Annotated in this window: 23 protein-coding genes and 1 tRNA gene; 2 read left to right on the forward strand and 22 right to left on the reverse strand. The window is 71.8% G+C overall.

What is annotated here, in order from left to right:
- Position 1: 1 nt before the first annotated feature.
- The 20 genes from atpA to ABZV93_RS23360 all read right to left on the reverse strand — a co-directional run bounded on the left by atpA (position 2) and on the right by ABZV93_RS23360 (position 19,846).
- Entirely contained in the window at positions 2-1,645 is a 1,644-nt protein-coding gene (gene atpA / locus ABZV93_RS23265; protein WP_354939571.1) for a F0F1 ATP synthase subunit alpha, read from the reverse strand.
- A gap of 47 nt (positions 1,646-1,692) precedes the next feature.
- Complete coding sequence (locus ABZV93_RS23270; protein ID WP_354939573.1) at positions 1,693-2,514, reverse strand: F0F1 ATP synthase subunit delta; 822 nt, start codon at positions 2,512-2,514, stop codon at positions 1,693-1,695.
- A complete protein-coding gene (locus ABZV93_RS23275; protein WP_354939575.1) occupies positions 2,511-3,053 on the reverse strand; it encodes a F0F1 ATP synthase subunit B in 543 nt (180 codons plus the stop codon). Before ABZV93_RS23275 ends, ABZV93_RS23270 begins: the two co-directional genes overlap by 4 nt.
- Before the next feature lie 23 nt (positions 3,054-3,076).
- Entirely contained in the window at positions 3,077-3,286 is a 210-nt protein-coding gene (gene atpE / locus ABZV93_RS23280; protein ID WP_092656466.1) for an ATP synthase F0 subunit C, read from the reverse strand.
- 70 nt (positions 3,287-3,356) lie between these two features.
- On the reverse strand, positions 3,357-4,130 hold the full coding sequence (atpB, locus tag ABZV93_RS23285) for a F0F1 ATP synthase subunit A (protein ID WP_354939647.1): 774 nt from the start codon (positions 4,128-4,130) through the stop codon (positions 3,357-3,359).
- Between the two features lie 49 nt (positions 4,131-4,179).
- The gene (locus tag ABZV93_RS23290; RefSeq protein ID WP_354939577.1) at positions 4,180-4,401 is read right to left on the reverse strand and encodes a hypothetical protein; all 222 of its coding nucleotides are present in this window, start codon (positions 4,399-4,401) and stop codon (positions 4,180-4,182) included.
- Positions 4,402-4,509: 108 nt separating this feature from the next.
- Positions 4,510-5,004, reverse strand: a complete 495-nt coding sequence (locus ABZV93_RS23295) for a hypothetical protein (protein WP_354939579.1) — start codon at positions 5,002-5,004, stop codon at positions 4,510-4,512.
- A gap of 150 nt (positions 5,005-5,154) precedes the next feature.
- Positions 5,155-6,285, reverse strand: a complete 1,131-nt coding sequence (locus ABZV93_RS23300) for an MraY family glycosyltransferase (protein ID WP_354939581.1) — start codon at positions 6,283-6,285, stop codon at positions 5,155-5,157.
- 9 nt (positions 6,286-6,294) lie between these two features.
- Positions 6,295-6,909 carry a hypothetical protein gene (locus ABZV93_RS23305; protein ID WP_354939582.1) on the reverse strand — a complete coding sequence of 205 codons (615 nt, stop codon included), beginning with the start codon at positions 6,907-6,909 and terminating at the stop codon, positions 6,295-6,297.
- A complete protein-coding gene (locus ABZV93_RS23310) occupies positions 6,906-7,556 on the reverse strand; it encodes an L-threonylcarbamoyladenylate synthase (protein WP_354939584.1) in 651 nt (216 codons plus the stop codon). Before ABZV93_RS23310 ends, ABZV93_RS23305 begins: the two co-directional genes overlap by 4 nt.
- Before the next feature lie 75 nt (positions 7,557-7,631).
- On the reverse strand, positions 7,632-8,495 hold the full coding sequence (gene prmC, locus ABZV93_RS23315; protein ID WP_354939586.1) for a peptide chain release factor N(5)-glutamine methyltransferase: 864 nt from the start codon (positions 8,493-8,495) through the stop codon (positions 7,632-7,634).
- 36 nt (positions 8,496-8,531) lie between these two features.
- Positions 8,532-9,614, reverse strand: coding sequence for a peptide chain release factor 1 (gene prfA, locus ABZV93_RS23320; protein WP_354939588.1), 1,083 nt, complete (start codon positions 9,612-9,614; stop codon positions 8,532-8,534).
- A 186-nt stretch (positions 9,615-9,800) separates the two neighbouring features.
- Complete coding sequence (gene rpmE, locus ABZV93_RS23325) at positions 9,801-10,025, reverse strand: 50S ribosomal protein L31 (protein ID WP_354939590.1); 225 nt, start codon at positions 10,023-10,025, stop codon at positions 9,801-9,803.
- Positions 10,026-10,213: 188 nt separating this feature from the next.
- Positions 10,214-12,337, reverse strand: coding sequence for a transcription termination factor Rho (rho, locus tag ABZV93_RS23330; RefSeq protein ID WP_354939592.1), 2,124 nt, complete (start codon positions 12,335-12,337; stop codon positions 10,214-10,216).
- Between the two features lie 337 nt (positions 12,338-12,674).
- On the reverse strand, positions 12,675-13,709 hold the full coding sequence (gene thrB, locus ABZV93_RS23335; protein WP_354939594.1) for a homoserine kinase: 1,035 nt from the start codon (positions 13,707-13,709) through the stop codon (positions 12,675-12,677).
- A gap of 118 nt (positions 13,710-13,827) precedes the next feature.
- On the reverse strand, positions 13,828-14,907 hold the full coding sequence (gene thrC, locus ABZV93_RS23340; RefSeq protein ID WP_354939649.1) for a threonine synthase: 1,080 nt from the start codon (positions 14,905-14,907) through the stop codon (positions 13,828-13,830).
- Positions 14,908-14,990: 83 nt separating this feature from the next.
- Positions 14,991-16,319: a homoserine dehydrogenase gene (locus ABZV93_RS23345; RefSeq protein ID WP_354939596.1), complete on the reverse strand. Its 1,329-nt coding sequence runs from the start codon at positions 16,317-16,319 to the stop codon at positions 14,991-14,993.
- 111 nt (positions 16,320-16,430) lie between these two features.
- The gene (gene lysA / locus ABZV93_RS23350) at positions 16,431-17,831 is read right to left on the reverse strand and encodes a diaminopimelate decarboxylase (RefSeq protein ID WP_354939598.1); all 1,401 of its coding nucleotides are present in this window, start codon (positions 17,829-17,831) and stop codon (positions 16,431-16,433) included.
- A gap of 60 nt (positions 17,832-17,891) precedes the next feature.
- Entirely contained in the window at positions 17,892-18,980 is a 1,089-nt protein-coding gene (locus tag ABZV93_RS23355; protein ID WP_354939600.1) for a class I SAM-dependent methyltransferase, read from the reverse strand.
- Complete coding sequence (locus ABZV93_RS23360; RefSeq protein WP_354939602.1) at positions 18,977-19,846, reverse strand: hypothetical protein; 870 nt, start codon at positions 19,844-19,846, stop codon at positions 18,977-18,979. The genes ABZV93_RS23355 and ABZV93_RS23360 overlap by 4 nt, the downstream gene beginning before the upstream one ends.
- Before the next feature lie 235 nt (positions 19,847-20,081).
- On the opposite strand from ABZV93_RS23360, the gene ABZV93_RS23365 reads away from it, so the two are divergent.
- A complete protein-coding gene (locus ABZV93_RS23365; protein ID WP_354939604.1) occupies positions 20,082-22,364 on the forward strand; it encodes a glycosyltransferase in 2,283 nt (760 codons plus the stop codon).
- A gap of 60 nt (positions 22,365-22,424) precedes the next feature.
- Here the strand turns inward: ABZV93_RS23365 and ABZV93_RS23370 are convergent, their stop codons facing one another.
- On the reverse strand, positions 22,425-24,695 hold the full coding sequence (locus tag ABZV93_RS23370) for a glycosyltransferase (protein ID WP_354939605.1): 2,271 nt from the start codon (positions 24,693-24,695) through the stop codon (positions 22,425-22,427).
- Positions 24,696-24,956: 261 nt separating this feature from the next.
- Complete coding sequence (locus ABZV93_RS23375; protein WP_354939607.1) at positions 24,957-25,706, reverse strand: hypothetical protein; 750 nt, start codon at positions 25,704-25,706, stop codon at positions 24,957-24,959.
- A 49-nt stretch (positions 25,707-25,755) separates the two neighbouring features.
- Here ABZV93_RS23375 and ABZV93_RS23380 point away from each other — a divergent pair.
- Positions 25,756-25,827, forward strand: a tRNA-Arg gene (locus tag ABZV93_RS23380).
- Positions 25,828-26,207 lie beyond the last annotated feature (380 nt).

Raw genomic sequence — 26,207 nt, forward strand, 5'->3', positions numbered from 1 at the left:
CTCAGCCCCGCTTCTGCCGGACGATCTTCTCCTGCTCGACGCTCTCCTCGTCCAGCGCCTCCACCTCTTCCCGGCCCGGCTTGAGCAGCTGGCCGTCGGAGGTCTCGAAGGTCTGCTTGAAGTCGGTGACCGCCTCTTCCAGCGCGTTCACCGTGTCGTCGGTGAAGTTGAGCGTCTCGCGGATGGCGTTCAGGATGCCGGGCCGGTCCCGGCGCAGGAAGTCGAGGAACTCGCTCTCGAACCGGCGCACGTCCTCGACCGGAACGTCGTCGAGCTTCCCGGTGGTGCCTAGCCAGATCGAGACCACCTGCTCCTCGACCGGGTACGGCGAGGACTGCGGCTGCTTGAGCAGCTCGGTCAGCCGCTGGCCGCGCTCGAGCTGGCGACGGGAGGCGGCGTCGAGGTCGGAGGCGAACATCGCGAACGCCTGCATCTCGCGGTACTGCGCGAGGTCCAGCTTGAGCTGGCCCGCGACCGCCTTCATCGCCTTGGTCTGCGCGGACGTACCGACCCGGGACACCGACTGGCCGACGTCGACCGCCGGGCGCTGGTTGGCGTTGAACAGGTCGGACTGGAAGAAGATCTGTCCGTCGGTGATCGAGATGACGTTGGTCGGGATGTACGCCGAGATGTCGTTGGCCTTGGTCTCGATCACCGGGAAGCCGGTCATCGAGCCGGCACCGAGCTCGGCGGACAGCTTCGCGCAACGCTCCAGCAGCCGGCTGTGGAGGTAGAACACGTCACCGGGGTAGGCCTCGCGGCCCGGCGGGCGGCGCAGCAGCAGCGACATCGCGCGGTAGGCCTCGGCCTGCTTGGACAGGTCGTCGAACACGATCAGGACGTGCTTGCCGCCGTACATCCAGTGCTGGCCGATGGCCGAGCCGGTGTAGGGGGCGATGTACTTGAAGCCCGCGGGCTCGGAGGCGGGAGCCGCGACGATGGTGGTGTACTCCATGGCGCCGGCGTCCTCGAGCGTGCGCTTGACCTCCGCGATCGTGGTGCCCTTCTGGCCGACCGCGACGTAGATGCAGCGGACCTGCTTGGTCGGGTCGCCGCTCTGCCAGTTGGCCCTCTGGTTGATGATCGTGTCTACCGCGACCGTTGTCTTGCCGGTCTTGCGGTCACCGATCAGCAGCTCGCGCTGACCGCGACCGATCGGGATCATCGCGTCGATCGCCTTGATGCCGGTCTGCAGCGGCTCCTTCACCGGCTGGCGCGCCATCACGCCCGGAGCCTGCAGCTCCAGCGCGCGGTTGCCCTCCAGGCCGGTGATCTCGCCCAGGCCGTCGATCGGCTTGCCGAGCGCGTCGACCACGCGGCCGAGGTAGCCCTCGCCGACCGGCACCGACAGCACCTGGCCGGTACGGCGGACCGTCTGGCCCTCCTCGATCCCGGTGAACTCACCGAGGACGACCGCACCGATTTCGCGGACGTCGAGGTTCAACGCCATTCCGAGCGTGCCGTCCTCGAACTCCAGCAGCTCGTTGGCCATCGCGGACGGCAGGCCCTCGATGTGCGCGATGCCGTCACCGGCGTCGACGACCGTGCCGACCTCTTCGGCGGCCAGCTCGGCGGGCTGGTAGCTCGAGACGAAACGCTCCAACGCTTCCCGGATCTCCTCCGGGCGGATCGTCAGCTCCGACATCTTCGTGGTCCCTGCTCTCTCGGCAATCTCAGGTGTGTGCGGGGCGGTCAGCCGGCCAACCGGCGCCGCGCGTCATCCAGCCGACTGGCGATCGTGCCGTCGATGACCTCGGCGCCCAGCTCGACGCGCAAGCCGCCGAGAACCCCGGGGTCTACCAGGATGTTGAGGTGTACGTCGTGGCCGTACTGGCGACGCAGCGCGCCTGCCAGCCGATCCTGGTCGGCGGCGCTCAGCGGCGTCGCCGTACGGACGGTGGCCACCAGCCGCTCCCGCCACCCGGCGGCGAGTTTGGCGTAGGCGTCGAGCGCCTCGGTGAGCGAGCGCCCCCGCGGGGCCACCACCGCCTGCTCCACCAAGGGTACGGCCCCCTCGGGTGCCTTCCCCGCGAGCAGCTCCCGGACCAGGGTGGCCCGGTTCTCCGCCGGGATCCTCGGGTCGGTCAGCGCCAGCTGGAGGCCTTCCTCCCGCTCCAGGAGCCGGGCGAAGCGGAACAGGGCGTCCTCGAGGTCGTCGAGGCGTCCCTCCTCCTCCGAAGCCCGCACCAGCACCAGCGCACCGACCTCTTCCAAGGCGTCGATGAGCTGGCGCGTCCGCGGCCAGGAAAGGCGGACCGCGGCGGTCACGAGGTCCAGCGCCTGGGCGCCGATCCGTGCTCCCAGCAGGTTGCCGGCGAGCGCGGCCCGGTCGTCCGGGGTCCGGGTGGAGTCGGTGAGGGCCCGCCGCAACACCGGTTGGGCGTCCAGCAGCCGGACGACGGAGAACAGCTGCTGCCCGGCCTCGACGAGCTCCGCGGGCGTGCCGGTGACGCCCCGCACCCGCTGCCGCAGGGTCGCCACCGCCTCCCGCGAGGTGCCGTGGAAGTCCGTCATCGTGCCTCTCCGACAGGCTGCTGCTCCAGCTCGGCGATGAAGCGTTCGACGATGCGCCGCTGGCGGTCCTCGTCCTCGAGCGCCTCACCGACGATCCGGCTGGCGAGCTGGGTGGACAGGTCACCGATCTCGCTGCGCAGCTGCAGCAGCGCCTGCTGCCGCTCCGCCTCGAGCTGGGTGTGCGCCTGCGCGACGATCCGCTGGGCCTCGGCCTGGGCCTGCTCCCGCATCTCCGCCACGATCGCGGCGCCCTGCTCCTTGGCTTCCTCGCGAATGCGGGACGCCTCGTGCCGAGCCTCCGCCAGCTGCTGCTGGTACCGCTCGAGGGCAGCCTTGGCCTCGGCCTGCGTCTCCTCGGCCCGCTTGAGCCCACCCTCGATGGCCTCGGCGCGCTCGGCGAACGCCTTCTCGAACCTCGGCGCGACCCACGTACGGACGACGTAGAACAGGATGCCGAAGACGATCAGGCTCAGGATGATCTCGATCGGGTGCGGAATGAGCGGGTTTACCGTCTCCTCCGCGGCGAGGATCGATGTCATGGCTAGTGCCCCTTAGTGTGCGGTCAGCCCTGGAACACGAAGGCGAGTGCGATACCGATGATCGCGAGCGCCTCGGCCAGACCGAACCCCAGAATCGCGATCGTCTGCAGGCGCGCCTGCGCCTCGGGCTGGCGGGCGACACCGTTGATGTACGCCGCGAAGATCAGGCCGATGCCTACGCCGGGGCCGATGGCCGACAGGCCGTAGCCGATGATGGCGAGCGAGCCTCTCATGGGCCAGTCCTTTCCTTGGTTACTTCGGTCGTTCGTTGCGGATGGAACTCGGATTGAGCTGTGGAGCAGATCAGTGCTCTTCGGCGAGGGCGCCGGAGATGTAGTTGGCCGTCAGGAGCGTGAAGATGTAGGCCTGCAGCACCTGGACCAGGAGCTCGAGGAAGAAGAGCACGATGTCCAGGAGCAGCGACACCACGCCGACGGGCTTGAAGAACAACACGTCGGAGTGGAGCAGGAGGTACTCGCCGCCGACCGCGAACAGGATCAGCACGAGGTGGCCGGCGAACATGTTGGCGAAGAGCCGCAGCGACAGCGTGATCGGCCGGACGAGGATGTTGGAGATGAACTCCAGCGGGACCAGCAGGAACAACATGACCGGTGCGACCCCGGCGGGCACCGTCTGGTGCTTCAGGTAGCCGACGAAGCCCTTCTTCTTGATTCCCACCGCGTTGTAGACGACCCAGCTGACCAGCGCCAGCGGGTAGACGAAGCCGATGTGGGAGAAGGTCGGGAACTGCAGGAACGGGAAGATCCCGAACAGGTTGTTGACCAGGATGAAGAAGAACAGGGTCACGAGGTACGGGACGAACCTCATGAAGTCGTGCGAACCGATCACGTCGCGCGCGATCGAGTTGCGGACGAAGCCGTAGGCCATCTCGCCGCTGTACTGCAGCCGGTCCGGCACCATGGCCGCGCGGCGTGCCGACATGACGAAGAAGACACCCACGACCACCGCGGCCAGCACCAGCAACGTCATCGGCTTGGTGACGCCGGCGACATAGGGCGGCAGGTCGAAGACGCTCGGCCCTGGTGGCGTGAAGCCCCCGTCCGCAGCGAGGATCATCGCGCTCACACGCTCTCCTCTCGTACTGGTCGAGTGATGGTGGCGGGGGTCACTGGTCGTCCTTGGGCTCGTGGTGGCCGTACCGCTTGAAGACGAGGTACAGCGCGAGCGCAAAGCCGAGCAGAATTCCCACGGGCACCAGGAAGGACGTTCGGAAGTAGTGGTCGCCGAGCCAGCCGAGTCCGCCGTAGAGTCCCACTCCGGCCACGAGATAGCCGAAGGCACTCCAGGGATCCTGCCCGCGGTGCGGGGGCGGCTCGTTCTGCCTCATCGCGCACCGAACGGTAGCAGTCGGGGCGGCTGTTGGCCCCGGCGGGGTAAAGGGACGGTAATGACGCGCGGCACGTGGCCGGGGCCCACCGGCGCGCCCTCCCGGCGGTCACGACGCACCGCCGGAGGTGCCGGTACCGCTGGTGCTGGAGGCGCTGGTGCTGGAGGCGCTGGTGCTGGAGGCGCTGGGCCGGTCGTCGAAGTCGTAGATCGGCTGCCGCATGCGGACGAACGCCCGCAACTCACCCGCCAGCCAGGTGGCCACGCAGGCCAGCACGGCGAGCGCGGTGGCGGTGCGGTTGAGCACGTCGTCGATCCCGTCGACCGTGCCGAGAATGGCCAGCAGTCCGCCGAAGATCACCACGCGGACGAAGTAGCTGCCCACCGCGACCAGGAGGACCACCTCGGGATACATCGTGCGTACCGCCCGCATCGCGAGGAGTCCGACGCCGGAGAAGACCAGGACCACGGCCGCGCCGACGAAGGCACCGACCAGCCCGCGACTTCCGGCGACCACCGTGCTCACCGCGACGGTGAGCACCGCGACCACCAGGGTCGGGAGCAGCGCACCGCGCAGCAGGGGGGTCACTCTGTCGGTCGTCACGACGGCGGCCGTCCTCGGGAGAAGTCCATCAAGGTTTGTGAAACTTAGCACAAGGTCCGGGCAAAACTCGAATTCTCGCCCACCGACCGTGGGTCGCACCCCGGCCGGATCCGGCCCTCGGGGCCCTTCGCCGGGGGTCCCCGCCGGGACTCACCCGGCTCGCAGCGGATGTGGCAGCTTACGACGCCGGGGCAGGACGGCCGTACACAGGATGGCCACCACGACCACCACACCCACCACGGCGGCGGTGACCCAGCTGGTCCACAACCCGACCGCGACCATTCCGAACGACATCACGCCGGCCCACAGGTACATCACCAGCACCGCGCCCGGGTGGGAGTGCCCGAGCTCCAGGTGCAGCCGGTGGTGCAGGTGCTTCTTGTCCGCGTCGAAGGGTGACCGTCCCGCGCGGGTACGCCGGATCACCGCCAGCAGCAGGTCGATGAACGGTAGCGCCATCACCGCGATCGGCAGGACCAACGGCAGCAGCGCCGGCAGCAGGCTCTGCCGTACGTTCGTGGCCGCGGTGACGCTCGGGTCCAGCCAGCCGGTCAGGCTGATCGTCGAGGCGGCCAGCATCAGGCCCAGCAGGTAGGCGCCGGAGTCGCCGAGGAACACCCGCGCCGGGAAGAAGTTGTGCGGCAGGAAGCCCAGGCACGCACCGGCCACCACCACGGTGACCAGCGTCGCCGTGGTCGCGCGGTTGAGGGACAGCCCCACCGTCAGGCCGTAGGAGTACGTGAAGAACGCGGCGGCGCCGACGCACACCACCCCCGCGGCCAGGCCGTCCAGCCCGTCCACGAAGTTGACGGCGTTCGCCATCGCCACGATCACCACCGCGGACACGATCGCGCTCTGCGCCGGGGACAGCGACAACGTGGTGCCGTCGGGCAGCGGCAGCCAGTTCAGCTGGATGCCGGACACCACCAGAATCCCCGCGGCGACGACCTGGCCGGCGAGTTTGGTGATCGGGTCCAGGTCGACCACGTCGTCGACCGCGCCGACCACGGCGATCACGAACCCGGCGAGCAGGAGGGCCCAGACGTCCCCGCGCAACTCGGGCAACAGGCCCAGGAACGGCAGATGGGTGGAGACCACGAACGCCGCCAGCACCCCGCCGAGCACCGCGAGCCCGCCCAGCCGCGGGATCGGGACCGAGTTGATGTCGCGGTCCCGGATCTCCCGGACGGCCCCGATCCGCGCCGCGAACCGCCGGGCGAGCCCACCGAGGAGGTAGGTCGTACCGGCGGCGACGAGAAGGACCAGCAGGTATTCGCGCACGCGGCCGCCCTACGAGCCGGCCAGTGCGGTGACCGACACCCCGACGGCCTCGGCGATGATCGCGCCGACGTGTTCGTACACCTCCACCGACTGCCCGATGGGGTCGGGGATGTCGTCGTCGTCCAGCCGCGCGGGCCGCACGGTGCCCCGCGCCCGGGCGGCGGCCGCGACCAGCGCCCGCGCCCGCTCGACCGGCTCGGCGGGCAGCTCCGGCGGCGCGGCCACCGTGGTCCGGTCCGCTGCGTGGTCGGTCAGGGCGGCGGCGAGCCGGGCGAACTCGGTGATCGTGAACGTACGCCGCAACGCGCCCGGATCCAGCGTCACGACGTCGCTGCGGTGGGCGCGGGTGGCGGCCAGCACCAGGTCGGCACCGCCCACGTGGGACTCGGTGAGCTCGGCGGAGACGAACCCGGTGGGGTCGGCGGCGTAGGCCTTGACCTGGGCCGCCGCCTCTGTGGTCATCTGCCGGCCGTCCATCGTGCCGGTCCCCGCGCTGTACACGGTGAAGCGGTCCGCGTCCGGTCCCAGCCTGGCCGCGAGGGCGGCCCTGGTCATGCGTTCGGCCATCGGCGACCGGCACATGTTGCCGGTGCAGACGTAGAGGATCGCGAACGTGTCGCTCATCGGGCGAGGTCCTCGATCTCGGGGACCACCGCGCGCAGCCGGGCCAGGGAGATCGCTCCGGCCCGCAGGATGCGCGGCGTGCCGCCGGTCAGGTCGACGATGGTGGACGCCACCGAGCCCGGGGTCGGGCCGCCGTCGAGGTAGACCGACACGTCGTCACCGAGCTGCTCCTCGGCGTCGTCACAGGTGGTCGCGGCGGGAACCCCGGACTTGTTGGCGCTGCTCACCGCGAGAGGCCCGGTCTTCTCCAGCAACGCCAGCGAGATCTCCTCGTCGGGCATGCGGACCGCGACCGTCTCGCCGGTCTCGCCGATGTTCCACACCAGGCTGGGCTGCTGGCGGCAGATGATGGTGAGGGCGCCCGGCCAGAACTGCTTGACCAGCGCCCGGCCGGCGTCGGGGATGTCGGTGGCGATGCCGTCGAGGGTGGCGACCGAGCCAACCAGCACCGGCGGCGGCATCGAGTGGCCGCGGCCCTTGGCGGCCAGCAGGGCGTCGACCGCCGCCGGCACGAACGCGTCGGCGGCGATGCCGTAGACGGTGTCGGTGGGCAGCACCACGAGGTCGCCGGCCGCGATCGCGGAGGCGGCGATTTCCAACCCGATCGTGCGTTCGTCCCGATCCGCGCAGGAATAGCGTTCGCTCACAGTCGCTCATCGTGCCATGCCGAGGTGAGAACCGACCGGGCAGCCGCCGGGGCGTCGGGACACCGCCGGTCACCTTCAGCGAGCGACCCGCCACGCGGTGACGAATCGGTGCCGCCCGGCCAGGTCCAGGTGGTCGCGTACGCGGTCCCATCGGCCCGTCCCGGCGAACACCGCGGGCGCGGTCTCCCCCTGCACGTCGGCGTGTTCGACGACGGCCACCCCGCCGGGCCGCAGCAGCCGCGCGGCCGTCCGCTCGACCATCCGGATGGCGTCCAGGCCGTCCGGCCCGGACCACAGCGCCAGCGCCGGATCGTGGTCGCGCACCTCGCGCTCGACCGACTCGTAGGCCTCCAGCGGGATGTACGGCGGGTTGGCGATCACCAGGTCGACCGTGCCGTCGAGGTCGGGGAACGCCGTCGCCGCGTCGCCGCGGACCAGCGTGACGTCGGTGCCGGCGAGGTTGCGCTCGGCCCAGGCGTGCGCGTCCGGGTCCAGCTCGACGGCGTACACGCGCGCACCGGGCACCTCCCCCGCGATCGACCCGGCGATCGCGCCGGACCCCGTGCACAGGTCGACCACCAGCGGTGCTTCGCCGAGGCCACGAGCGAGGCCGGCCAGGGCGCCGATCGCCCAGTCGACCACCACCTCGGTCTCCGGCCGCGGCACGAAGACGCCCGGCCCGACCAGGAGCTCCAGGTGGCGGAACGGCGCGGTGCCGGTGAGGTGCTGCAGGGGTTCGCGGCCCGCGCGGCGGGCGACGAGCTCGGCGTACCGGCGTTCCTGGTCCGGGCCGAGCTCGATCGAGGACCACGCCAGCCGCGACCTCGGCACCCCCAGCAGATGGGCGAGCAGCGCCTCCGCGTCGTGCCGCGGCGAGGCGACCCCGGCCTCGGCGAGGCGGCGGGCCGCGGGTTCCAGAACCTTCCGGACGGGAGTCATCGGCGTTCGGTCAACGGATCGTCGGCTGGCGCGGGCTCAGCCGGCCTGGCTCTCCAGCGCGCCGAGGCGCTCGCGCTGGTCGGCTTCGAGCAGCGCCGCGATCACCCCGTCGAGTTCGCCGTCGAGCACGTGGTCGAGGTTGTAGGCGGTGTAGCCGACCCGGTGGTCGGTGATGCGGTTCTGGGGGAAGTTGTACGTACGGACCCGCTCGGACCGGTCGACGGTGCGCACCTGGCTGCGGCGGGCCGCGGCGGCCTCCTGGTCGGCGGCCTCCTGGGCCACGGCCAGCAGCCGGGACCGCAGGATGCGCAGGGCCTGCTCCTTGTTCTGCAGCTGGCTCTTCTCGTTCTGGCAGGAGACCACGATCCCGGTGGGCACGTGGGTGATGCGTACGGCGGAGTCGGTGGTGTTGACGCTCTGCCCGCCGGGTCCGGACGAACGGAACACGTCGACGCGCAGGTCCTTGTCCTCGATCTCCACGTCGACGTCCTCGGCCTCGGGCAGCACCAGGACCCCCGCGGCGGAGGTGTGGATGCGCCCCTGCGACTCTGTGACGGGCACCCGTTGCACGCGATGGACGCCACCCTCGAACTTCAGCCGGGCGTACGGCGTCTCCCCCGGCTCGGCGCCGTTGCGTCCCTTCACTGCGAGGGTGAGGTTCTTGACGCCGCCGAGGTCGGACTCGGCCACGTCGAGCGTCTCGGTCTTCCAGCCGTGGCGTTCGGCGTAGCGGAGGTACATCCGCACCAGGTCGCCGGCGAACAGCGCGGACTCCGCGCCGCCTTCACCGGCCTTGATCTCCAGCAGGACGTTCTTGTCCTCGTGCGGGTCCCGGGGCAGCAACAGCAGCCGCAGGCGCTCGGCCGCCGCCTCCTCCTCACCGGCCAGGCGGTCGGCCTCCTCGGCGAAGCCGGGGTCCTCCGCCGCGAGCTCCCGGGCGGCCGCCGCGTCCTCCACGAGGTCCCGCCAGGCGGTGTGCGCGGCCACGACCCGGCCCAGCTCGGCGTACCGCCGGCCGACCTTGCGCGCGCTCGCCTGGTCGGCGTGGATCGCGGGGTCGGCGAGGCGGCGCTCGAGGTCGGCGTGCTCGGCGAGCAGCGACTCGACGGATTCGAACACGGAGGCCTCCTCAGTGGCGGTACGGGCGGTACGGGCGGTACGGGCGGTACGGGCGGTACGGGCGGAGCGGCAGGTGTGCGGGCAGACGAATCAAGGCGGCGGCGTACGGTGCGGCAGGCCGCGCGGACGCAAACAGCGCCGGCCACGCGGACCCGGAAAGGTCCGCCGGCCGGCGCTGAACGCTCGCTACTTGCTCTTCTTGCCCTGGGCCTGCGCGTAACGCTTCTCGAACCGGGCCACCCGGCCACCGGTGTCGAGCAGCTTCTGCTTGCCGGTGTAGAAGGGGTGGCAGTTGGAGCACACGTCGGTGTGGATGCTGCCGGAGGTCGACGTGCTGCGCGTGGTGAACTCGTTGCCACACGTGCAGGTCACGGACGTCTCGCGGTACTGGGGGTGGATGTCAGGCTTCACGGCTTTCCTCCGCTCTCGGGGCGCCGGGTCGTCACACCTTGGGGCGGGACGTGAACCGGGGCCAGCGAATCAGTGTGCCATCTGGGCGCCACGACTGCTCAACCGGCCCGGCCCCGTCCGCATTCCCGAGGGAGCTGCGGGCGGAGCCGGGGTCGAACTTCGGTCCGAGGCTCGCGGGCCCGGTCGGATCAGTCGTCGTCGCGGCGGTCGCGGGACGAGGACGGCGCCGTCGGCATCGTCTTGTTGATCTGCATCAGGAACTCGACGTTGCTCCGGGTCTGCCGCAGCTTCTCCAGGACGAGTTCGAGTGCCTGCTGCCCGTCGAGCCCGGACAGGACCCTGCGGAGCTTCCAGACGATGCCGAGCTCCTCCTTGCCCATGAGGAGCTCCTCGCGCCGGGTGCCGGACGCCACCACGTCGATCGCCGGGAAGATGCGCTTCTCGGAGAACTCCCGCCGCAGCCGCAGCTCCATGTTGCCGGTGCCCTTGAACTCCTCGAAGATCACTTCGTCCATCTTCGAGCCGGTCTCGATCAGGGCGGTCGCCAGGATCGTCAGCGAGCCGCCGTTCTCGATGTTGCGGGCCGCGCCGAAGAACCGCTTGGGCGGGTACAGCGCGCTGGAGTCCACACCACCGGACAGGATCCGCCCGCTGGCCGGGGCCGCGATGTTGTACGCCCGGCCCAGGCGGGTGATCGAGTCCAGCAGGACCACCACGTCGTGGCCGAGCTCGACCAGGCGCTTGGCCCGCTCGATCGCGAGCTCGGCGACCGTGGTGTGGTCGTCGGCCGGGCGGTCGAAGGTCGAGGCGATGACCTCACCCTTGACCGTCCGCTGCATGTCGGTGACTTCCTCGGGGCGCTCGTCGACGAGCACGACCATGAGGTGGGCCTCGGGGTTGTTCTGCGTGATCGCGTTGGCGATCGCCTGCAGGATCAGCGTCTTTCCGGCCTTCGGCGGAGAGACGATCAGACCGCGCTGCCCCTTGCCGATCGGCGTGACCAGATCCATGATCCGCGTCGTGGGGTTGTTGGCGTCGACCTCGAGCCGCAACCGCTCCTGCGGGTACAGCGGCGTGAGCTTGTTGAACTCCGCCCGCTGCTTGGACAGCTCCGGGTCCGCGCCGTTCACGGTGTCCACCCGGATCAGCGGGTTGAACTTCTCCCGCCGCTCGCCCTCGCGGGGCTGGCGGATGGCGCCGATGATGGCGTCGCCCTTGCGCAGGCCGAACTTCTTGACCATGGCCAGGGAGACGTAGACGTCGTTCGGGCCGGGCAGGAAGCCGCTGGTGCGGACGAACGCGTAGTTGTCGAGAACGTCCAGTATTCCCGCCACCGGGATGAGTACGTCGTCCTCGGACAGCTGCGGCTCCGAGTCGAAGCGGTCCCGGCCGCCACGGCGGCCACCGTCACGGTCGCGGCCACCGCTGTCGCGGCCACCGCCGCCACCGTCGCGGTCGCGGAACCGGTCGCGGGAGCGACGCCTGCGACGCCGGCCGCCGCCGTCCTCGTCGTCATCGTTGCTGCTGCTGTTGCGGTTGCCCCGGCCGCCGTCGCGGTTGGGGTCGCGGCTGTCTCGGTCCCGGTTGTCCCGGTTGCCGTCGCGGCCGTCACGGTCCCGGTTGTCGCGGGACTCGCGGCTGTCGCGGTTGCCACGACCGCCTTCCCGGTCGCCCTCGCGGTTGTCGCGGGACTCGCGGTTGTCCCGGTTGGAGTCACGGTTGGAGTCACGGCCGTCGCGGCCGGTCTCCTGACCGGCGTCGCGGCCGGACTCGCGTCCGCCGTCGCGCCGGTTGTCCCGGCCGCCGTCGCGGTCGGTCTCCCGCTCGTCGCGTACCCGCTCGGAGGTCGCGTCCGTGGCCTGCTCCTCGCTCGCCGCCACCTGGGTGCGGGCCCGGCGCCGCTGACCGTTGCCGTTGGCGGTGGGGTCGGTCTGGGACTCGGTCCCGGCCGCGGTGGCGTCACCGGCCGGCGCGTCCCCGCCGGCGATGTCGATCTGGGTCTGCTCACCGCGCCCTCGGGCGCGGGCCGCTCTCTTCGCCGCGGGACGCGCGGCGGACTCGTCCGAAACGGCAGGTGTCGGAGTGCCGCCGGCCTGCGCCGCCTTGATGGCGTCGATCAGCTGCGACTTCCGCATCCGCGCGGTCCCGGTGATACCGAGGCCCTGCGCGACCTGCTGCAGTTCGGCGAGCACCATCCCCGACAGGCCACTCGCGCGACGCCGCGTCCGGGTCGATCCGTCCTCCTGGGACGGCTGACCGGAGACAACGGAGTCGGGAGCCTGCGAGGTGGTGAGATCAGTGGTATCGGTCACGTGAGGTCCTTCCCACGCGTGATGTCGGCCGTGGTGATCGCGTGCCAACCTGTCGATTGCCGGCGAATGCCGGGTCCTCCCTGGTGGAGTTCGCGCGCTGTGCGCACGAGGTGGATCTTCTCGACGAGTCCGGGTCCGCCGGCTGTGCCTTTGTCCGCACAAACAGTGCACAAAACCACAGAGGGGACGCCACAGAAACTGTTGACAGCGAAGAAACGCTTCCCGGATTCGTGGCGAGATGGCGCCAAGCCGAAACATGGGCTCGGGCTCGTCACGGAGCCTAACAGAATCTCTGGGTTCTGGCTGCTCCCCCCTGTGAACATCCCTCCCGGCGTTCTCATTCCCCCGTCTGCGCCGAGGTCACCCGCGCGCCCGCCCGGTCCACCGGGAGCACGTGCACGGCCCAGCCGCCGGGCGCGGCGGCGCGCACCTCGTCCTCCCCGCCGGGCCGGGTGAAGGCGAGCACCGTCGGCCCGGCGCCGGAGATCACCGCCGGATGGCCGCGTTCTCGCAGGTCAGCGACCAGTTGGGCGGACTCGGGCATGGCCGGGGCCCGGTAGTTCTGGTGCAACCGATCCTCGGTCGCGGTCAGCAGCAGGGCCAGGTCGACCTCACCGCCGGGCGATCCCCCAGGGGCGTCCGCGGCGTCGCCCGCGTCCGGGGAGCGGCCGGCCGCACCCGGGGTTCCGGTGAGCGCGGCCACGAGGAGCGCGGCCCGGCCGGCGTTGGCGGCGGCGTCCGCGTGCGGGACGACGTCGGGCAACAGGCCGCGTGCGGTCCTGGTCGACAGCTCGGTGCGGGGTACGAACACCACTGGCTGCACACGCGCGGGATCGAGGCGTACTGCCCGTCCGGCCGCCTGGCCGACCGAGCCGAGACCTCTCCGTATGTTCGAATCCGTCATCCACGCGATCGTCAAGCCGCCACGCAGGCAGGCGGCGACATTATCTGGGTGACCTTCGAGTTCGGTCGCCAGCGCCAGCGCCTCGGCGTCGTCCATCGCGGAGTTGCCGGACTCGGCCAGCGCCCGGCCGGCCAGCACGCCCGCCACGATCGCTGCCGCCGAGGACCCGAGCCCCCGTCCGTGCGGAACGTGGTTGGTGCACGACAGGGTGAGTCCGGGCGGTTGGCCGCCGAGCCGGTCGAGGGTCGCCCGCAGGGCTCGTACGACCAGATGGGTCTCGTCGGTGGGAACCTCTCCAGCACCCTCGCCGCGGACGGTGACCGCGAGCCCACCGGGTGCCACCCCGACCTCCACCTCGTCGTACAGGCCGAGCGCGAGACCCAGCGCGTCGAAGCCCGGACCGAGGTTGGCGCTGGTCGCGGGCACCCGGACGCGGACCCGCCCGGGCACGAACGTCGGCGCGCTCATCTGCGCCTCTCCTCCCATCGGACCGCCCGCCCGGCTTCCCGCCCGGCTTCCTGCTCGGCTTCCCACCCCGGCTTCTCACCGGGCACCCAGCCTGGCACCCAGCCGGGCATCCGCCCGGTCAGCGCAGCTCCAGCGCCCGCGCGGTGGCCTCGGGGTCCGGGGGGACGACGAGCTTGACCAGGTCCCCGGCCGCCGCCAGCGCGGTGTCGACATCCTTCAGGCCGTGCCCGGTCACCGTGATCACGATCCGTTGTCCCGGGTCGACCAGCCCGTCCGCGTGGGCGCGCAGCAGGCCCGCCACTCCGACCGCGGAGGCCGGCTCGACGAAAACACCCTCGCGGGCGGCCAGCTTGGCCTGCGCGGCGAGGATCTCCTCGTCGGGTACGGCGTCGATCCGGCCGCCGGACTCGTCCCGGGCGGCAACCGCCTGGGTCCAGCGGGCGGGGTGGCCGACCCGGATCGCGGTGGCGACGGTCTCGGGGTCCTCGACCGGCTCACCGGCGACGATCGGTGCGGCGCCGGCCGCCTGGAATCCCCACATCCGCGGGCACCGGGTGGCGTGCCCGGCCGCGGCGTACTCCTGGTAACCCGCCCAGTAGGCGGTGACGTTCCCGGCGTTACCCACCGGCAGAAGGTGCAGGTCGGGCGCGTCGCCGAGGAGGTCGACCACCTCGAACGCCGCGGTCTTCTGTCCGGCCAGCCGGTAGTTGTCCTCGTTGGCGGAGTTGACCAGAACGACGGGGTACTCCTCGGCGAGGCCGCGGGCGAGCCGCAGGCAGTCGTCGAAGTTGCCGCGCACCTGCAGCAGACGGGCGCCGTGCACGATGGCCTGGGCCAGCTTGCCGTGCGCGATCCGGCCCTCCGGCACCAGCACGACCGGCTGCAGGCCGGCCCGCGAGGCGTACGCCGCGGCCGAGGCGCTGGTGTTGCCGGTGGAGGCGCAGACCACCATCTTCACCCCGGCCTCGGCGGCCTTGGAGACGGCGACCGTCATGCCGCGGTCCTTGAAGGAGCCGGTGGGGTTGTCACCCTCGACCTTGATCCACACCTCGCAGCCGGTGACCTCGGCCAGCCACGCCGAGGGGACCAGCGGCGTGCCCCCTTCGCCGAGGGTGACCACCGGCGTGTCCGGACCCACCGGAAGCCAGGAGCGGTACTCCTCGATGACACCTCGCCAGGGCCGAGGCACCGTAACCACCACGCCTTCTCGTTCGATGACCTGCTGTTGGGGAGTGGTTCGTCCCGGACCGCGCTGTTCGGGAGCGTTGCTGCCGTCCCGGCTCACCTGTCGCCGAGGCCCTCCACCCGCATGACGCTGGTCACGTCACGCACGCTGTCCAGGTCCTCGAGTTCCTCGACCGTAGCGGTGAGGGCACGGTCGGGCGCCTGGTGGGTGACGACCACGAGTTGCGCGTCGGCGCCGCGGCCTTCCTGGCGTACGGTCTGGATCGACACCCCGTGGCGGGAGAACGCGTTCGCCACGCTGGCCAGCACGCCCGCGCGGTCGTGCACGTCGAGGGAGATGTGGTAGCGCGTCGGGGTCTCCCCCATCGGGTGCACCTCGAGCTGGGCGTACGTCGAGGCGGCCGCGCCGCGCACCCCCTGCACGCGGTTGCGGGCGACGGTCACCAGGTCGCCGAGCACCGCGCTGGCGGTCGGCGCGCCGCCGGCACCCGCGCCGTAGAACATCAGCTGCCCGGCCGCCGCGCTCTCCACGAACACCGCGTTGTACGCACCGCGCACGCTGGCCAGCGGGTGCTCGCGCGGAATCATCGCGGGGTGTACGCGCACCCCCACGCCGGTGCCGTCCTTCGCGAGCTCGGCGATGGCCAGCAGCTTGACCACGCAGTTCATCGCCCGCGCGCTCTCCACGTCGACCGAGCTGACCTGGGTGATGCCCTCGCGGTGGACGTCGGAGGCCAGCACCCGGGTGTGGAACGCGAGGCCGGCGAGGATCGCGGCCTTGGCCGCCGCGTCGAAGCCCTCCACGTCCGCGGTCGGGTCGGCCTCGGCGTAGCCGAGCTCCTGGGCCTCCTCCAGCGCCTCGGCGAAGCTGGTGCCCTCGGTGTCCATCCGGTCCAGAACGAAGTTGGTGGTGCCGTTGACGATGCCGAGCACCCGGCGTACGCGGTCGCCGGCGAGGGACTCCCGCAACGGACGGATCAGCGGGATGGCCCCGCCCACGGACGCCTCGTAGTAGAGGTCGGCGCCGCGCTTCTCCGCGGCGGCGAACAACGTCGCGCCGTCCTCGGCGAGCAGGGCCTTGTTGGCGGTGACCACGGACGCGCCGTTGTCCAGGGCGGCGAGGATCAGCGAACGCGCCGGCTCGATGCCGCCGATCACCTCGACCACGAGGTCGATGTCGGTACGCCGCACCAGGGCGTGCGCGTCGGTGGTGAACAGGGCCGGGTCGACCGGGACGTCACGGTGCCGGCCACCTCTGCGGACGGCGATCCCGGCCAGCTCCAGCGGCGCGCCGACCCGGGCGGCGAAGTCGGCCTGGTGCTCGACGAGCAGGCGGACGACCTCGCTGCCGACCACGCCGCATCCCAGCAGGGCGACCTTCAGGGGCCGGTCCGGCAACGGCTGCTCCGCGGACTGCTCCACCATCTGTTTTCGGCCCCTCGTCTCCCTTGTCGGCGTTCTGCCCGTCCAGTGTCGAAGACGCCGCAGATCCTTGCGCGCGGCGTCCAGGATTCGAGACGCCGTCTCAGCGAACGGTCACCATACGTCCAGCCGCATGAGATCCTCCTCGGTCTCCCGCCGGACGATCACCCGGGCCGCCCCGGCACGCACCGCGACCACCGGCGGGCGCGGCACGTGGTTGTAGGTGCTGGCCAGCGAGCGGCAGTAGGCGCCGGTCGCCGGCACGGCCACCAGGTCGCCCGGCCGGACGTCGCCGGGCAGGAACTCGTCCTTGACCACGATGTCGCCGGACTCGCAGTGCTTGCCGACCACCCGGCTCAGGGCGGGCGGCGCCGACGAACGCCGGGAGGCCAGCGTGCAGGAGAAGTCGGCGTCGTACAACGCGGTGCGTATGTTGTCGCTCATCCCGCCGTCGACCGCGACGTAGGTGCGCACCGCGCCGGCGTCGAGCTCGACCCGCTTCACCGTGCCGACCTCGTAGAGCGTGAGGACGGCAGGGCCGGCGATCGCGCGGCCCGGCTCCACTGACAACCGCGGCTTGACGACGCCGTAGCCGTGGCACTCGTGCTCGACGATCGCGGCGAGCTCGTTGGCCAGCTGGGCAGGCGACTCCGGGTCGTCCTGGGTGGTGTAGGCGATGCCGAAACCTCCACCCAGGCAGAGTTCGGGCAGGTCGACGCCGTGCCGGTCGCGTACCTGCGCGTGCAGCCCGACCACCCGGCGGGCGGCGATCTCGAACCCCCCGCTGTCGAAGATCTGCGAGCCGATGTGGGAGTGCAGGCCGCGCAGTTCCAGGGACGGCTCGGCCAGCACCCGGTCGACGGCCGCGGCGGCGTCGCCACCGGCCAGGGAGAAGCCGAACTTCTGGTCCTCGTGCGCGGTCGCGATGTATTCGTGGGTGTGCGCCTCGACGCCCACCGTCACCCGGACCAGCACCGGTGCGGTGACCCCGCGGTCGGCGGCCAGCTTCGCCAGCCGGCTGATCTCCTCGTGGGAGTCGACCACGATCCGGGCCACGCCGGCGTCCAGCGCGCGGGTGAGCTCGGACTCGGACTTGTTGTTGCCGTGGAAGGCGATCCGGTCCGCCGGGAAGCCCGACCGCAGCGCCACCGCCAGTTCACCGCCGGTGCACACGTCCAGGCGCAGGCCCTCCTGGGCGACCCAGCGGGCGACCTCGGCACACAGGAACGCCTTGCCGGCGTAGTAGACGTCCCATCCGGCGAACCCGTCGCGGAAGTCCCGGCAGCGCGCGCGGAAGTCGTCCTCGTCCACGACGTAGGCCGGGGTGCCGTACTCCTCCGCCAGTTTCGTGACCTCGACACCCGCGACGGACAGGACACCATTGGCGCCCTTCGTCACGTTGGCGGGCCACAGGGAGGGGGTCAGCGCGTTGGGGTCCTCCGGCGCCACCAGCCAGGCCGGGCCACGGTGGCCGGCGCCGGCGTGCAGGGCACCGGCTTCGTGGGCTCTACTCACGCAGACCATCCTGACGGCTGCGCCCGCACCGGGTGCGACCGGGGCCAGGGCGGGCCCGGGTCAGCTCGTCCGTCCCTGTGCCGGTGGGCTCGTCCTGCGCAGCAGCGCGGCGTTCTTCTCCAGGCTCACGCGGTCCGCGTGGTAGCCGGGGCGTGCTGCCAGCCAGCGTTCGAGCACCTCCTGCTCGTCCGGACGGATCAGGTCGTCCAGTACGACCACGGCCTCCGGGGTCAGCCTGTCCACCAGCAGCGGGAACGCGGGGAAGCGCGCGTGCCGTCCCAACTCACCGGGTGGCCCGTCGACGAACAGCAACCCGATGCCGTCCAGGTGGTCCCACGCCCGGCGGGAGTACCACTGGTAGGTCGTACCGTCGAGCTCGACCGGCTCCAGCGGGGCGTACCGCACCTCGACGTACTCCGCGAGGTCGTGGCGCAGCACCGTCGCCCACGCCGACTCCACGAACGGCTCGTGGTGCTCGAGCGACACCACGCGGCCCTTGATCTCGAACCGGCGCAACAGCATGCCCAGCCACAGCGTCGACGTGCCGCTGCCGCACTCGACGATCAGGCCCGGCTCCTCGCGTTCGACCAGGGTGGCCAGCAGGAGCAGGAGGTCAGGGGAGGACGCCCAGCCGCGCGTCGGCGGCATCGGCCGGTCGACGCCGCCCAGCGCGTACAGGTTGTGCAGGGCCTCGAGTTGCCGGAACGTGAGCAGCAGGTCGACGGCCACGCCCTTGCGGGTACGGGTGATGATGTCGGCCGCCGTCGCCCGGAACTTCGCGTCGAACTCCTCCCGGTGCGGCAGCGCGTCCAGGGTCGTGCGCAGCGCGTCGAGGTCGGTGGCGAGCGAGGGGCCGAGGTCGGCGAGTCCCTCGACGTGCTCGTCGACGCGGGCGACGCGCTGCTCGGACCGGACCGCGTGGCTCTCGAGGATCGCCGTCTGCCGGTCGAGCAGCACTCGCTGCCGGTCGAGCCGGGCCAGCACGGTGCGGTGCTGGCGGTGGGCCTGCACGAGACCGGCGACGAGCGGGCCGAGCGCGACCAGGACGACGGTGGTGCCGGCCGAGGCCCGGGCGAGCACGGAGTAGGCAGCGGCCGCGGCCGACCAGCCGGCCAGTGCGAGGAGGACCCAGGCCCGGGTGGGCGTCATCGGGAGGTCCGGCGCAGACGGCGGCGCAGGCCACCCCGCGCCTGCCAGTAGCGCAGGGTGAGAGCGCCCAGCCTGGACGACCGCAGCCGCCGGTGCTGTCGGTCGAGCGCCTCGAACCGGCGCTGGAGTTCGGCGTGGTCGCGTTCCAGCCGGGACCGGGCGGAGTGCTCGGCGGCGAGGTCGGCGCTCAGTCTGGCCAGGTGCCGCAGCAGGGCGGCCTCGCTGTCGGCGCGGTCGGCGAGCGCGGCTTGCTGGTCGGCGCGCCGGCTCCGCTCGGCGAGGTCGAGGGTCTGGATCATCGTCGCCAGCCGGCCGGGGACGTCCGCGGGCTCGGCGGCTTTCTCGGTGTCCTCGGTGTCCTCGGTGTCCTCGGTGTCTTCGGTGTCTTCGGTCTTGTCGGCCTCGGCACGGTCGCGGGGCAGGCCGGCGTCCTTACGAAGCAGTGCGCACGGGCGGTCGGCGAACAGCGCGAGACCCACCCAGCGCATGCCGAGTTCGGCGAGCGGAGGCGGTGCCGAGGCGTCGCGGCGGTCGGTGGGCACGACCACCAGGTGACCTCCCGGCCGCAGGCACCGGACGGCGGGTGCGAGCACCTCGGTGGTCCGCCCCGCTCCGACAGCGGGGCCGTCGATCACAACCGCGTCGAAGGACTCGTGGTCGACCGCGTCGAGGTCGCCGGGACCGGCGACCGTCGCCCGCTCGAACGGAATACCGAGCCCCGGGGTCGTCGAACCGGTCGTCACGAGCAGCAGCCGTCCGGCGGTCCACTGCCGGGCCGCGATATCGGCGAGATCAATTGATTCCGGATCCGCGAATTCGGGATCTTCGAAGACCAGGTCCCTCGAGTCGGGCGCGGAATGTGGCACCGTCGTCCTCCTGCCACCAATTGACGCGACCACCGCGCCGTAGATCAGGCTCGCATCCGGTGGAATGCGGGCAGTGGATTCATCCACACGTTGATATCGTACGCGCGCTACGTCACAACGCCTGGCAGGCTTGCGGAGTGGGGGTTCCCGCCCCGGCAGGCACCGCAGAGTGTGGTCGAGAACTGCGCGGCGGTCAATTACCCGCGCCGTCCACGAACGAAAAGGGAAACACGTGGTGAACAACAGGGCGACGGACCGAGAAGAAAGCCCGACGAATCCGGGTGACCGGCCGTGGGTCGCGCATTCCGGCACTCGCCCGGTCGACGAGTCGGTGGTCGCCGAATGGACCCGTGCTTTCCAGGCCGCGCGCCCGACCGCCGGGCCGACCGGACGGTCTGCCGGGCGGTTGGCGTCCGGTGCGGACCGGCTCTCCCCCGGCCTGACCGTGGTGGTGCGGGCCGGCGCGGGCGAGGACGTCGCCGGATGCCTGGGCGCGCTGGCCGGGCAGCAGGGCCCGGTGGAAGGGGACCGCCGGGAGGTGCTCGTGGTGGTCGACGGGCCGGCCTCGCTCGACGTCTCCGAGGCGGTGCGCGGGCTCGCCGCCGACGGGCAGGTGGCGGCCGCGCGACTCATCGACTCCGCCCGGGCCGGCACGGTGTCGGCCCGTGACGCCGGACTGGCCGCCGCCCGCACGGACTTCACCTGTTTCCTGGACGCCGCCGACCGCCCGGCGCCGGACTTCTGCGCCGCCCTGCTCACCGCCGCCGGCCCGAACGTCGTGGTCGTCCCGGCGGAGCGGGCGGATGCGGAGGCGCGGTTGCCCACCTCCGTCGCGGGCACCCTCGTGCCGACCGGCGTCGCCCGCCGGGCGGCCGCACGCGCCCACGATGCCGAGGCCGGCCCCAGCACCGACACCGGCGACGGCACCGGGCTCGCCGCTCACGCGGACACGTTGTTCCTCGCCACGCTGGTCGCGGCGTTTGACTGTCAACTCCGTCTTGCTCTGGTCACTGGACCATGCCCCGGCACCAGCACGGGCACCGCCACTGACGTCATCGACGTCACCGGCGTTGCCGCCCGGATGGAGCTCCTGCGCCGCCTGGACGTGCTCGCCCGGGGCGCGGCCCCCGAGGCCCTCGCGCTGGTCCGTGCCCGCGTGGACAACGAGGTCGACCGGCTCAATGCCCACCTGCGGGTCCATCCCGACGAGCACGCCGAGGTGGTGGCCGCCCTGGACCGCCACGCGTTCGACTACTTCCCGTACCACCGGCTCAACCGCGGACGTGCCCGTGCGCTCGCCGTCGCCTACTGCTTCGCGCCCTACAACGACACCAGCGCGGTGGTGATGGCCAAGCGGGTGCGCGAGCGTGGAGACATCGTGGACGCGGTGTTCAACGCGATGGACGGCAACCGCGAGCAGGACCCGAGCATCCGGCGGATCAGCGGACCGTACGTCGAGAACGAGATCGCCACGGACACACCGACGTACTTCTCCCACTGGGGCGCGATCGAGGCCTACTGCACTGCCGGCCTGGAACGCGTCGTCGAACTCGAGCGCGAGAAGGGCCCGTACGAACGCGTCTACAGCCGGGCGATGTGGCCCGCCTCGCACTTCCTCGCGGCGGCGTACAAGCTGCACAACCCGGCGGCGACGTGGACCGCGGAGTTCTCCGACCCGGCGGCCCGCGACGTGCAGGGGCAGCCGCGGATCTCCCCGCTCGGCGACAGCGAACTGCTCACCCGGGCGGCCGAACGGATCCGGCAGCTCGGGCTGCCGGTGCTGGAGTCGGACAACGTGCTGGACTGGTGTGAGTACCTCGCGTACGCCCTGGCCGACCGGCTGGTCTTCACCAACCCCAACCAGCTCGACTACATGCTGAGCTACACGCCCGTGCCGCAGATCGTTGCCACCGTCCGGGAGAAGGCCGTCATCTCCGCACATCCCACCCTCCCCCCGGCCTTCTACGCCATGGCCGGCCAGACGTACGCCCTGGAGCCCGGCATCGCACACGTCGGCTACTTCGGCAACTTCTACGCGACCCGCGGCCTGGGCGACGTGCTCACGGCCCTGGCCGGTCTGGACCCGGCGACCCGCGAGCGGATCCGCCTGCACGTCTTCACCGGCAAGGCCGACGCACTGCGCGCCCACGTCACGGAGCTGGGGATCACTGAACTGGTACGCATCAACCCGTACGTGCGCTACCTCGCGTTCCTCAACCTGGCCTCGAAGTTCGACTGTCTCGTTGTCAACGACGCCTTGACGTCGGACACGCACGCCAGGAACCCTTACCTGCCGTCGAAGTGGAGCGACTACGCCGGCAGTGGACGGCCGGTGTGGGGTCTGGTCGAGGAGTGCAGCCCGATGAGCACCAGGCCGCTGGACCACCTGTCACCCGTGGGGGACGTGAGCGCCGCCCAGGACGTGCTGCGCAAGCTCGCCGCGGCCGCGAGCGAGTCCCGCGTGCCGAGTGCACCGCCGCCCGGGAATCGCGACGACCTGAGCGGCCGGACGGCCTGAGAGCCAGACGCCTGATGGCTCAGGCGCCTGATGGGTCGGACGCCTGACAGGCAGATCCGGCTACTCCGGCAGTCCGCGGGCTTCGGATTCGGGGCCGAGCAGAACCACGCGGAACGCAGGCTCCACCACCCGCCAGTCGAAGTGCTCCACGACGTGACGCCGTGCGGCGTCCCCGGCCTCCGCGCGGCGCACGGGGTCGGCGTGGGCAGAAATCCGCTCGGCCGCCTCCTCCGGGCTGCGGACCACCCACTCGGCCGGGAAGATCCCACCCGCGCCCGCGTAGTCGGCGTACATCGGCCAGTCGCGCACGACCGGCACCGCGCCGGAGGCGGCCCCCTCGGTCGGCCCCACCGGGAAGCCCTCCCGGCGGCTCGCGCTGAGCACGAACCCCGCGTCGCGCAGCACGTCGGGGAGTTCGGTGGTGTAGCCGACGTAGACCAGGCCGTCGCGTACGTCATCGGCGGCCGCGCGCTCGCGGAACTCGTCCTGGTAGCGCAGCGCACCGGCGTGCTGGTGCCGCGAGAAGTCGCGGCCGATCAGCAGCAGCCGCCACGTGGGGTCCGACGCCCGCAGGCGTGCGAGCACCTCCAGCGCCCACAGGGGATCCTTCACCCGCTGCGCCCAGCCGACCATGGCCAGGGTGCGCTCGGCGCCGGCCCGCTTGGGCAGGCCGAAGCGTTCCAGCCGCATCTCGTTGGGCACCACGTGCCGGCCGGGTACCTGGGTGAGTTCGGGCACCGCGCGTTCGACGAGTTCGCGGACGTGCTGCCCGACGAAGATCACCTCCGACACCTGGGACCAGTCGACCATGTGCGGCTGGGGCGAGATCGCTTCCAGGCTGTGGAAACGGACCACCAGCCGGGTCGTCCGCGGCGCGTGGATGGTGACCCACTGGGCGGCGTTGTCGCACCAGTCGACGAAGATCGTGTCCGCCCACTCCAGCAGGTCCGCGTCCGGCTGGGCAGGTGCCGGGACCGGACGGCCCACGGCGTCGCGCAACCGGTCCAGGACGAGGGCGCCCCGCTGGTAGCGCCGGCGTACTCCCGGCTCGCGGAGGTTCAGCACCCGCACCTCGAGGTCGGGTTCTTCGGCCAGCGCGCCGATGATGCCCTGGGTGAAGTGCGGATAGTCGCCGGGTACGACGAGCACGCGGGACGGCGCGGGCGTCCCGGGCAGTCTCGGCGGCGGACCGGCGAGGGTGGTCGCCGGGGCGAGGGAGGCTGGGAGCTCCGAACGCTCCGCGGACTCGGAGGACTCGAACGGCCCCGATACCTCCGTGAGCTCCGCCGACGCGGGATCGCTCCCGCCACGCAGCACCCAGGCCATCGACCCCGACGGCGCCCGCAGCGCCCGGAAGGTCAGGGACTCCCGCAGCGGCGCGAGGAAGCCCTCCGGGTCGGCGAGCAGCGGGCTGGCCAGCACGTCCGCATGCAGCTCCCGGTGCAGGACCGCGTCCGTCGCCTGGACCGCCATCCGGCCGGCCGCCTCCAGGTCGCCCGCGCGCAGCGCCTCGTCGGCGAACCCCAGCAGTTCCCGGACCGCCTCGGCGAGTTCGCGCGCGGGATACTCGCCCGCGGCGACCTGGTTGGCGGCCAGCTCCACCCGCAGCGCGGCCCTGTCCACCGGCGGCAGGTCCAGGCCCTGCGCGGCCCGGGCCACCACCTCCGCCTCCTCGAACGCGTGGCCTCGCCGCAGCGCCTGCACGACGCTCACCGCCTCGCCGGCGAGGTCGCGCAGGTGTGGTTCGGTCGGGTCCGCGACCACCCGCTTCCAGGCCAGGACGACCTCCTCTGCGGTGGTGCGGGCCAGACCCTGCCGGAGCAGCCGGCGCAGGGGGACGGTGGTGGAGAGCTGGGCGAGCACGCCCTCCAGGGCCGGGTCGGTGGCGGTCAGGCGTACGGCGTCCCGGTTGTGGCCGGCCGCGAGCTCGGCAGAGCGTTCGGCGCCCTGGTCGGCCGCGAGGATCAGGTCGGCCACGCGTGCCCGCCGGCGGATCCACGGGTCGTAGCGCACCATCAGCCAGCCGCGGCGTTCGTCGTCGGTGACCCGGACCCCGCCGCGGACGACGAGGTTCCGGGCGACCACCTTGGCCCAGCGCCGGGAGAACCGCGCCGGGGCGACACCGCCGCGCCGGCCGCTGAGGTTCATCCGGACCAGCCGGACCTCGGCGACTTCTCCGCCGAGCTGTTCCTCCACCTCCGCGGCGGCGCCCGACGCCGGGACGGCGAGCGCGACCCGGATGGTCAGCCCGGCGGAGCGGAGCCGATCCACGAGTCCCAGCAGGCGGGGTACGTCGGTCAACGAGACGACGATGAGCAGGACCTCTGTCATGGAACGTCCACAATCCCCCGGATGTCGTTCGTACTCCGGCTCTCGGCACGCGTCGCAGGAACGTGCTCCGTCGGCTGCAGACTATCGACGGAGCGCGGCCGGGGTCCGGATTCGCGGCCGACCGGGGAGCGCGCCGTCGCGGCATCCCGCAGGTCGGTTCACAAGCGGTTGGTGGGAGGTTCGGGCTGGGTTCGCGCGGTGTTCAGCCAAGCGGGGCGGGGTGCGACGGGCACGAACCGGCGGAAGCAGGCGGACGGGGCCTCAGAGCCGCTCCGGAGCGCACAGGCCATAACGGCGCAACGCGCTCGCCAATGCGATCCGGGCCGCCTCCACCAGGACGATCCGGGTGCCGTGGGCCGGTGTGGCCGGTTCGTCGCCGCGCGGCAGGACCGCGACCGAAACCTCGAATTCCTCAACCCAGGAAAGGATCTCGGTGAGGTACGCCTGAAAGGCGCGAGCGTTCTCCCGGGCCACGACCCGTGGAAGCTCGGCCAGGGCACACACCAGAGGGCGAACCGAAGTCTCCGCGAGGACCGCGGCGTGGAGCCGATCGGGATCGTACGGAACGTCCAGCGCCGACCCGGCCCGGAGCAGTCCGGCCAGCCGGGCGTGGGCGAACTGCGCCCGATGGCCGAGTTCACCGTCCGGCGGCGCGAAGATCACCGGATGTTCGCCGTACGCCGGACCGGCGGCGAGGACCTCGCGGACCGTCTCGGCCAGGGCCGCGTCGGTGACGACGACGTTCACGAACCCGCCGGCGGCCTCGGCGCGAGCCACCTCCGGGCAGTTGGCGAGTCCGTCGGCGACCAACTGGGCCACCTGGTCCGGCGTACTGCCGGCGGCTCCGGGCAGTCGCAACGCGACCGGACTGGCGTAGTCTCCGCGCGCGTTCCGGAACGGACGCTCGACCCGGATCTGGCCGGGGATCGAGGTTGTCGACGGGAGACGTCCCGACCGCACGAGGAGGTCGAGAACGCGGCCGATCTGGTCGGCCAACCGGTCCGGAAGCACCGCGCCAGCGTAGCCACCGACAGACCCTGCTAATCTGTCTCCGCCCCGAGCCCCCGTAGCTCAGGGGATAGAGCAACGGCCTCCGGAGCCGTGTGCGTAGGTTCGAATCCTACCGGGGGCGCACTCGCACCACCTGCGACGATCTGTCGCTGGCAGCCTTCTGACCTGGGATGACGCCCCTGCGCACCCGTCGGCGCATGTCTCACTGACTCCGGCTGTGTCTCGCTATCTCGCAGCGTTCGCGAAAGAGAGGCGCAAGGGTCTCCTCGGCTCGCGCAGCACCGACTGGAGTCGGTCATACGGAGGCAGGATGGAGTCGACCGGCGCCGGGGCGACCATCCCTGACTTCCCTCGCCTAGCCTCAAGCACGTTGGATCGATCCGGTGTCCGCCGAGGTCGAGGACGAAGCCGCCGAGGCGGCAGAGCATGAGCATGGGGACCCCGGATCGCAGTCGACTCCCCCGCCCTGGATCAGTCGCATCCAGGGCCCCCGGCCCAGCC

This window comes from Actinopolymorpha sp. NPDC004070 (assembly GCF_040610475.1).
In the GTDB taxonomy this organism is placed as follows: domain Bacteria; phylum Actinomycetota; class Actinomycetes; order Propionibacteriales; family Actinopolymorphaceae; genus Actinopolymorpha.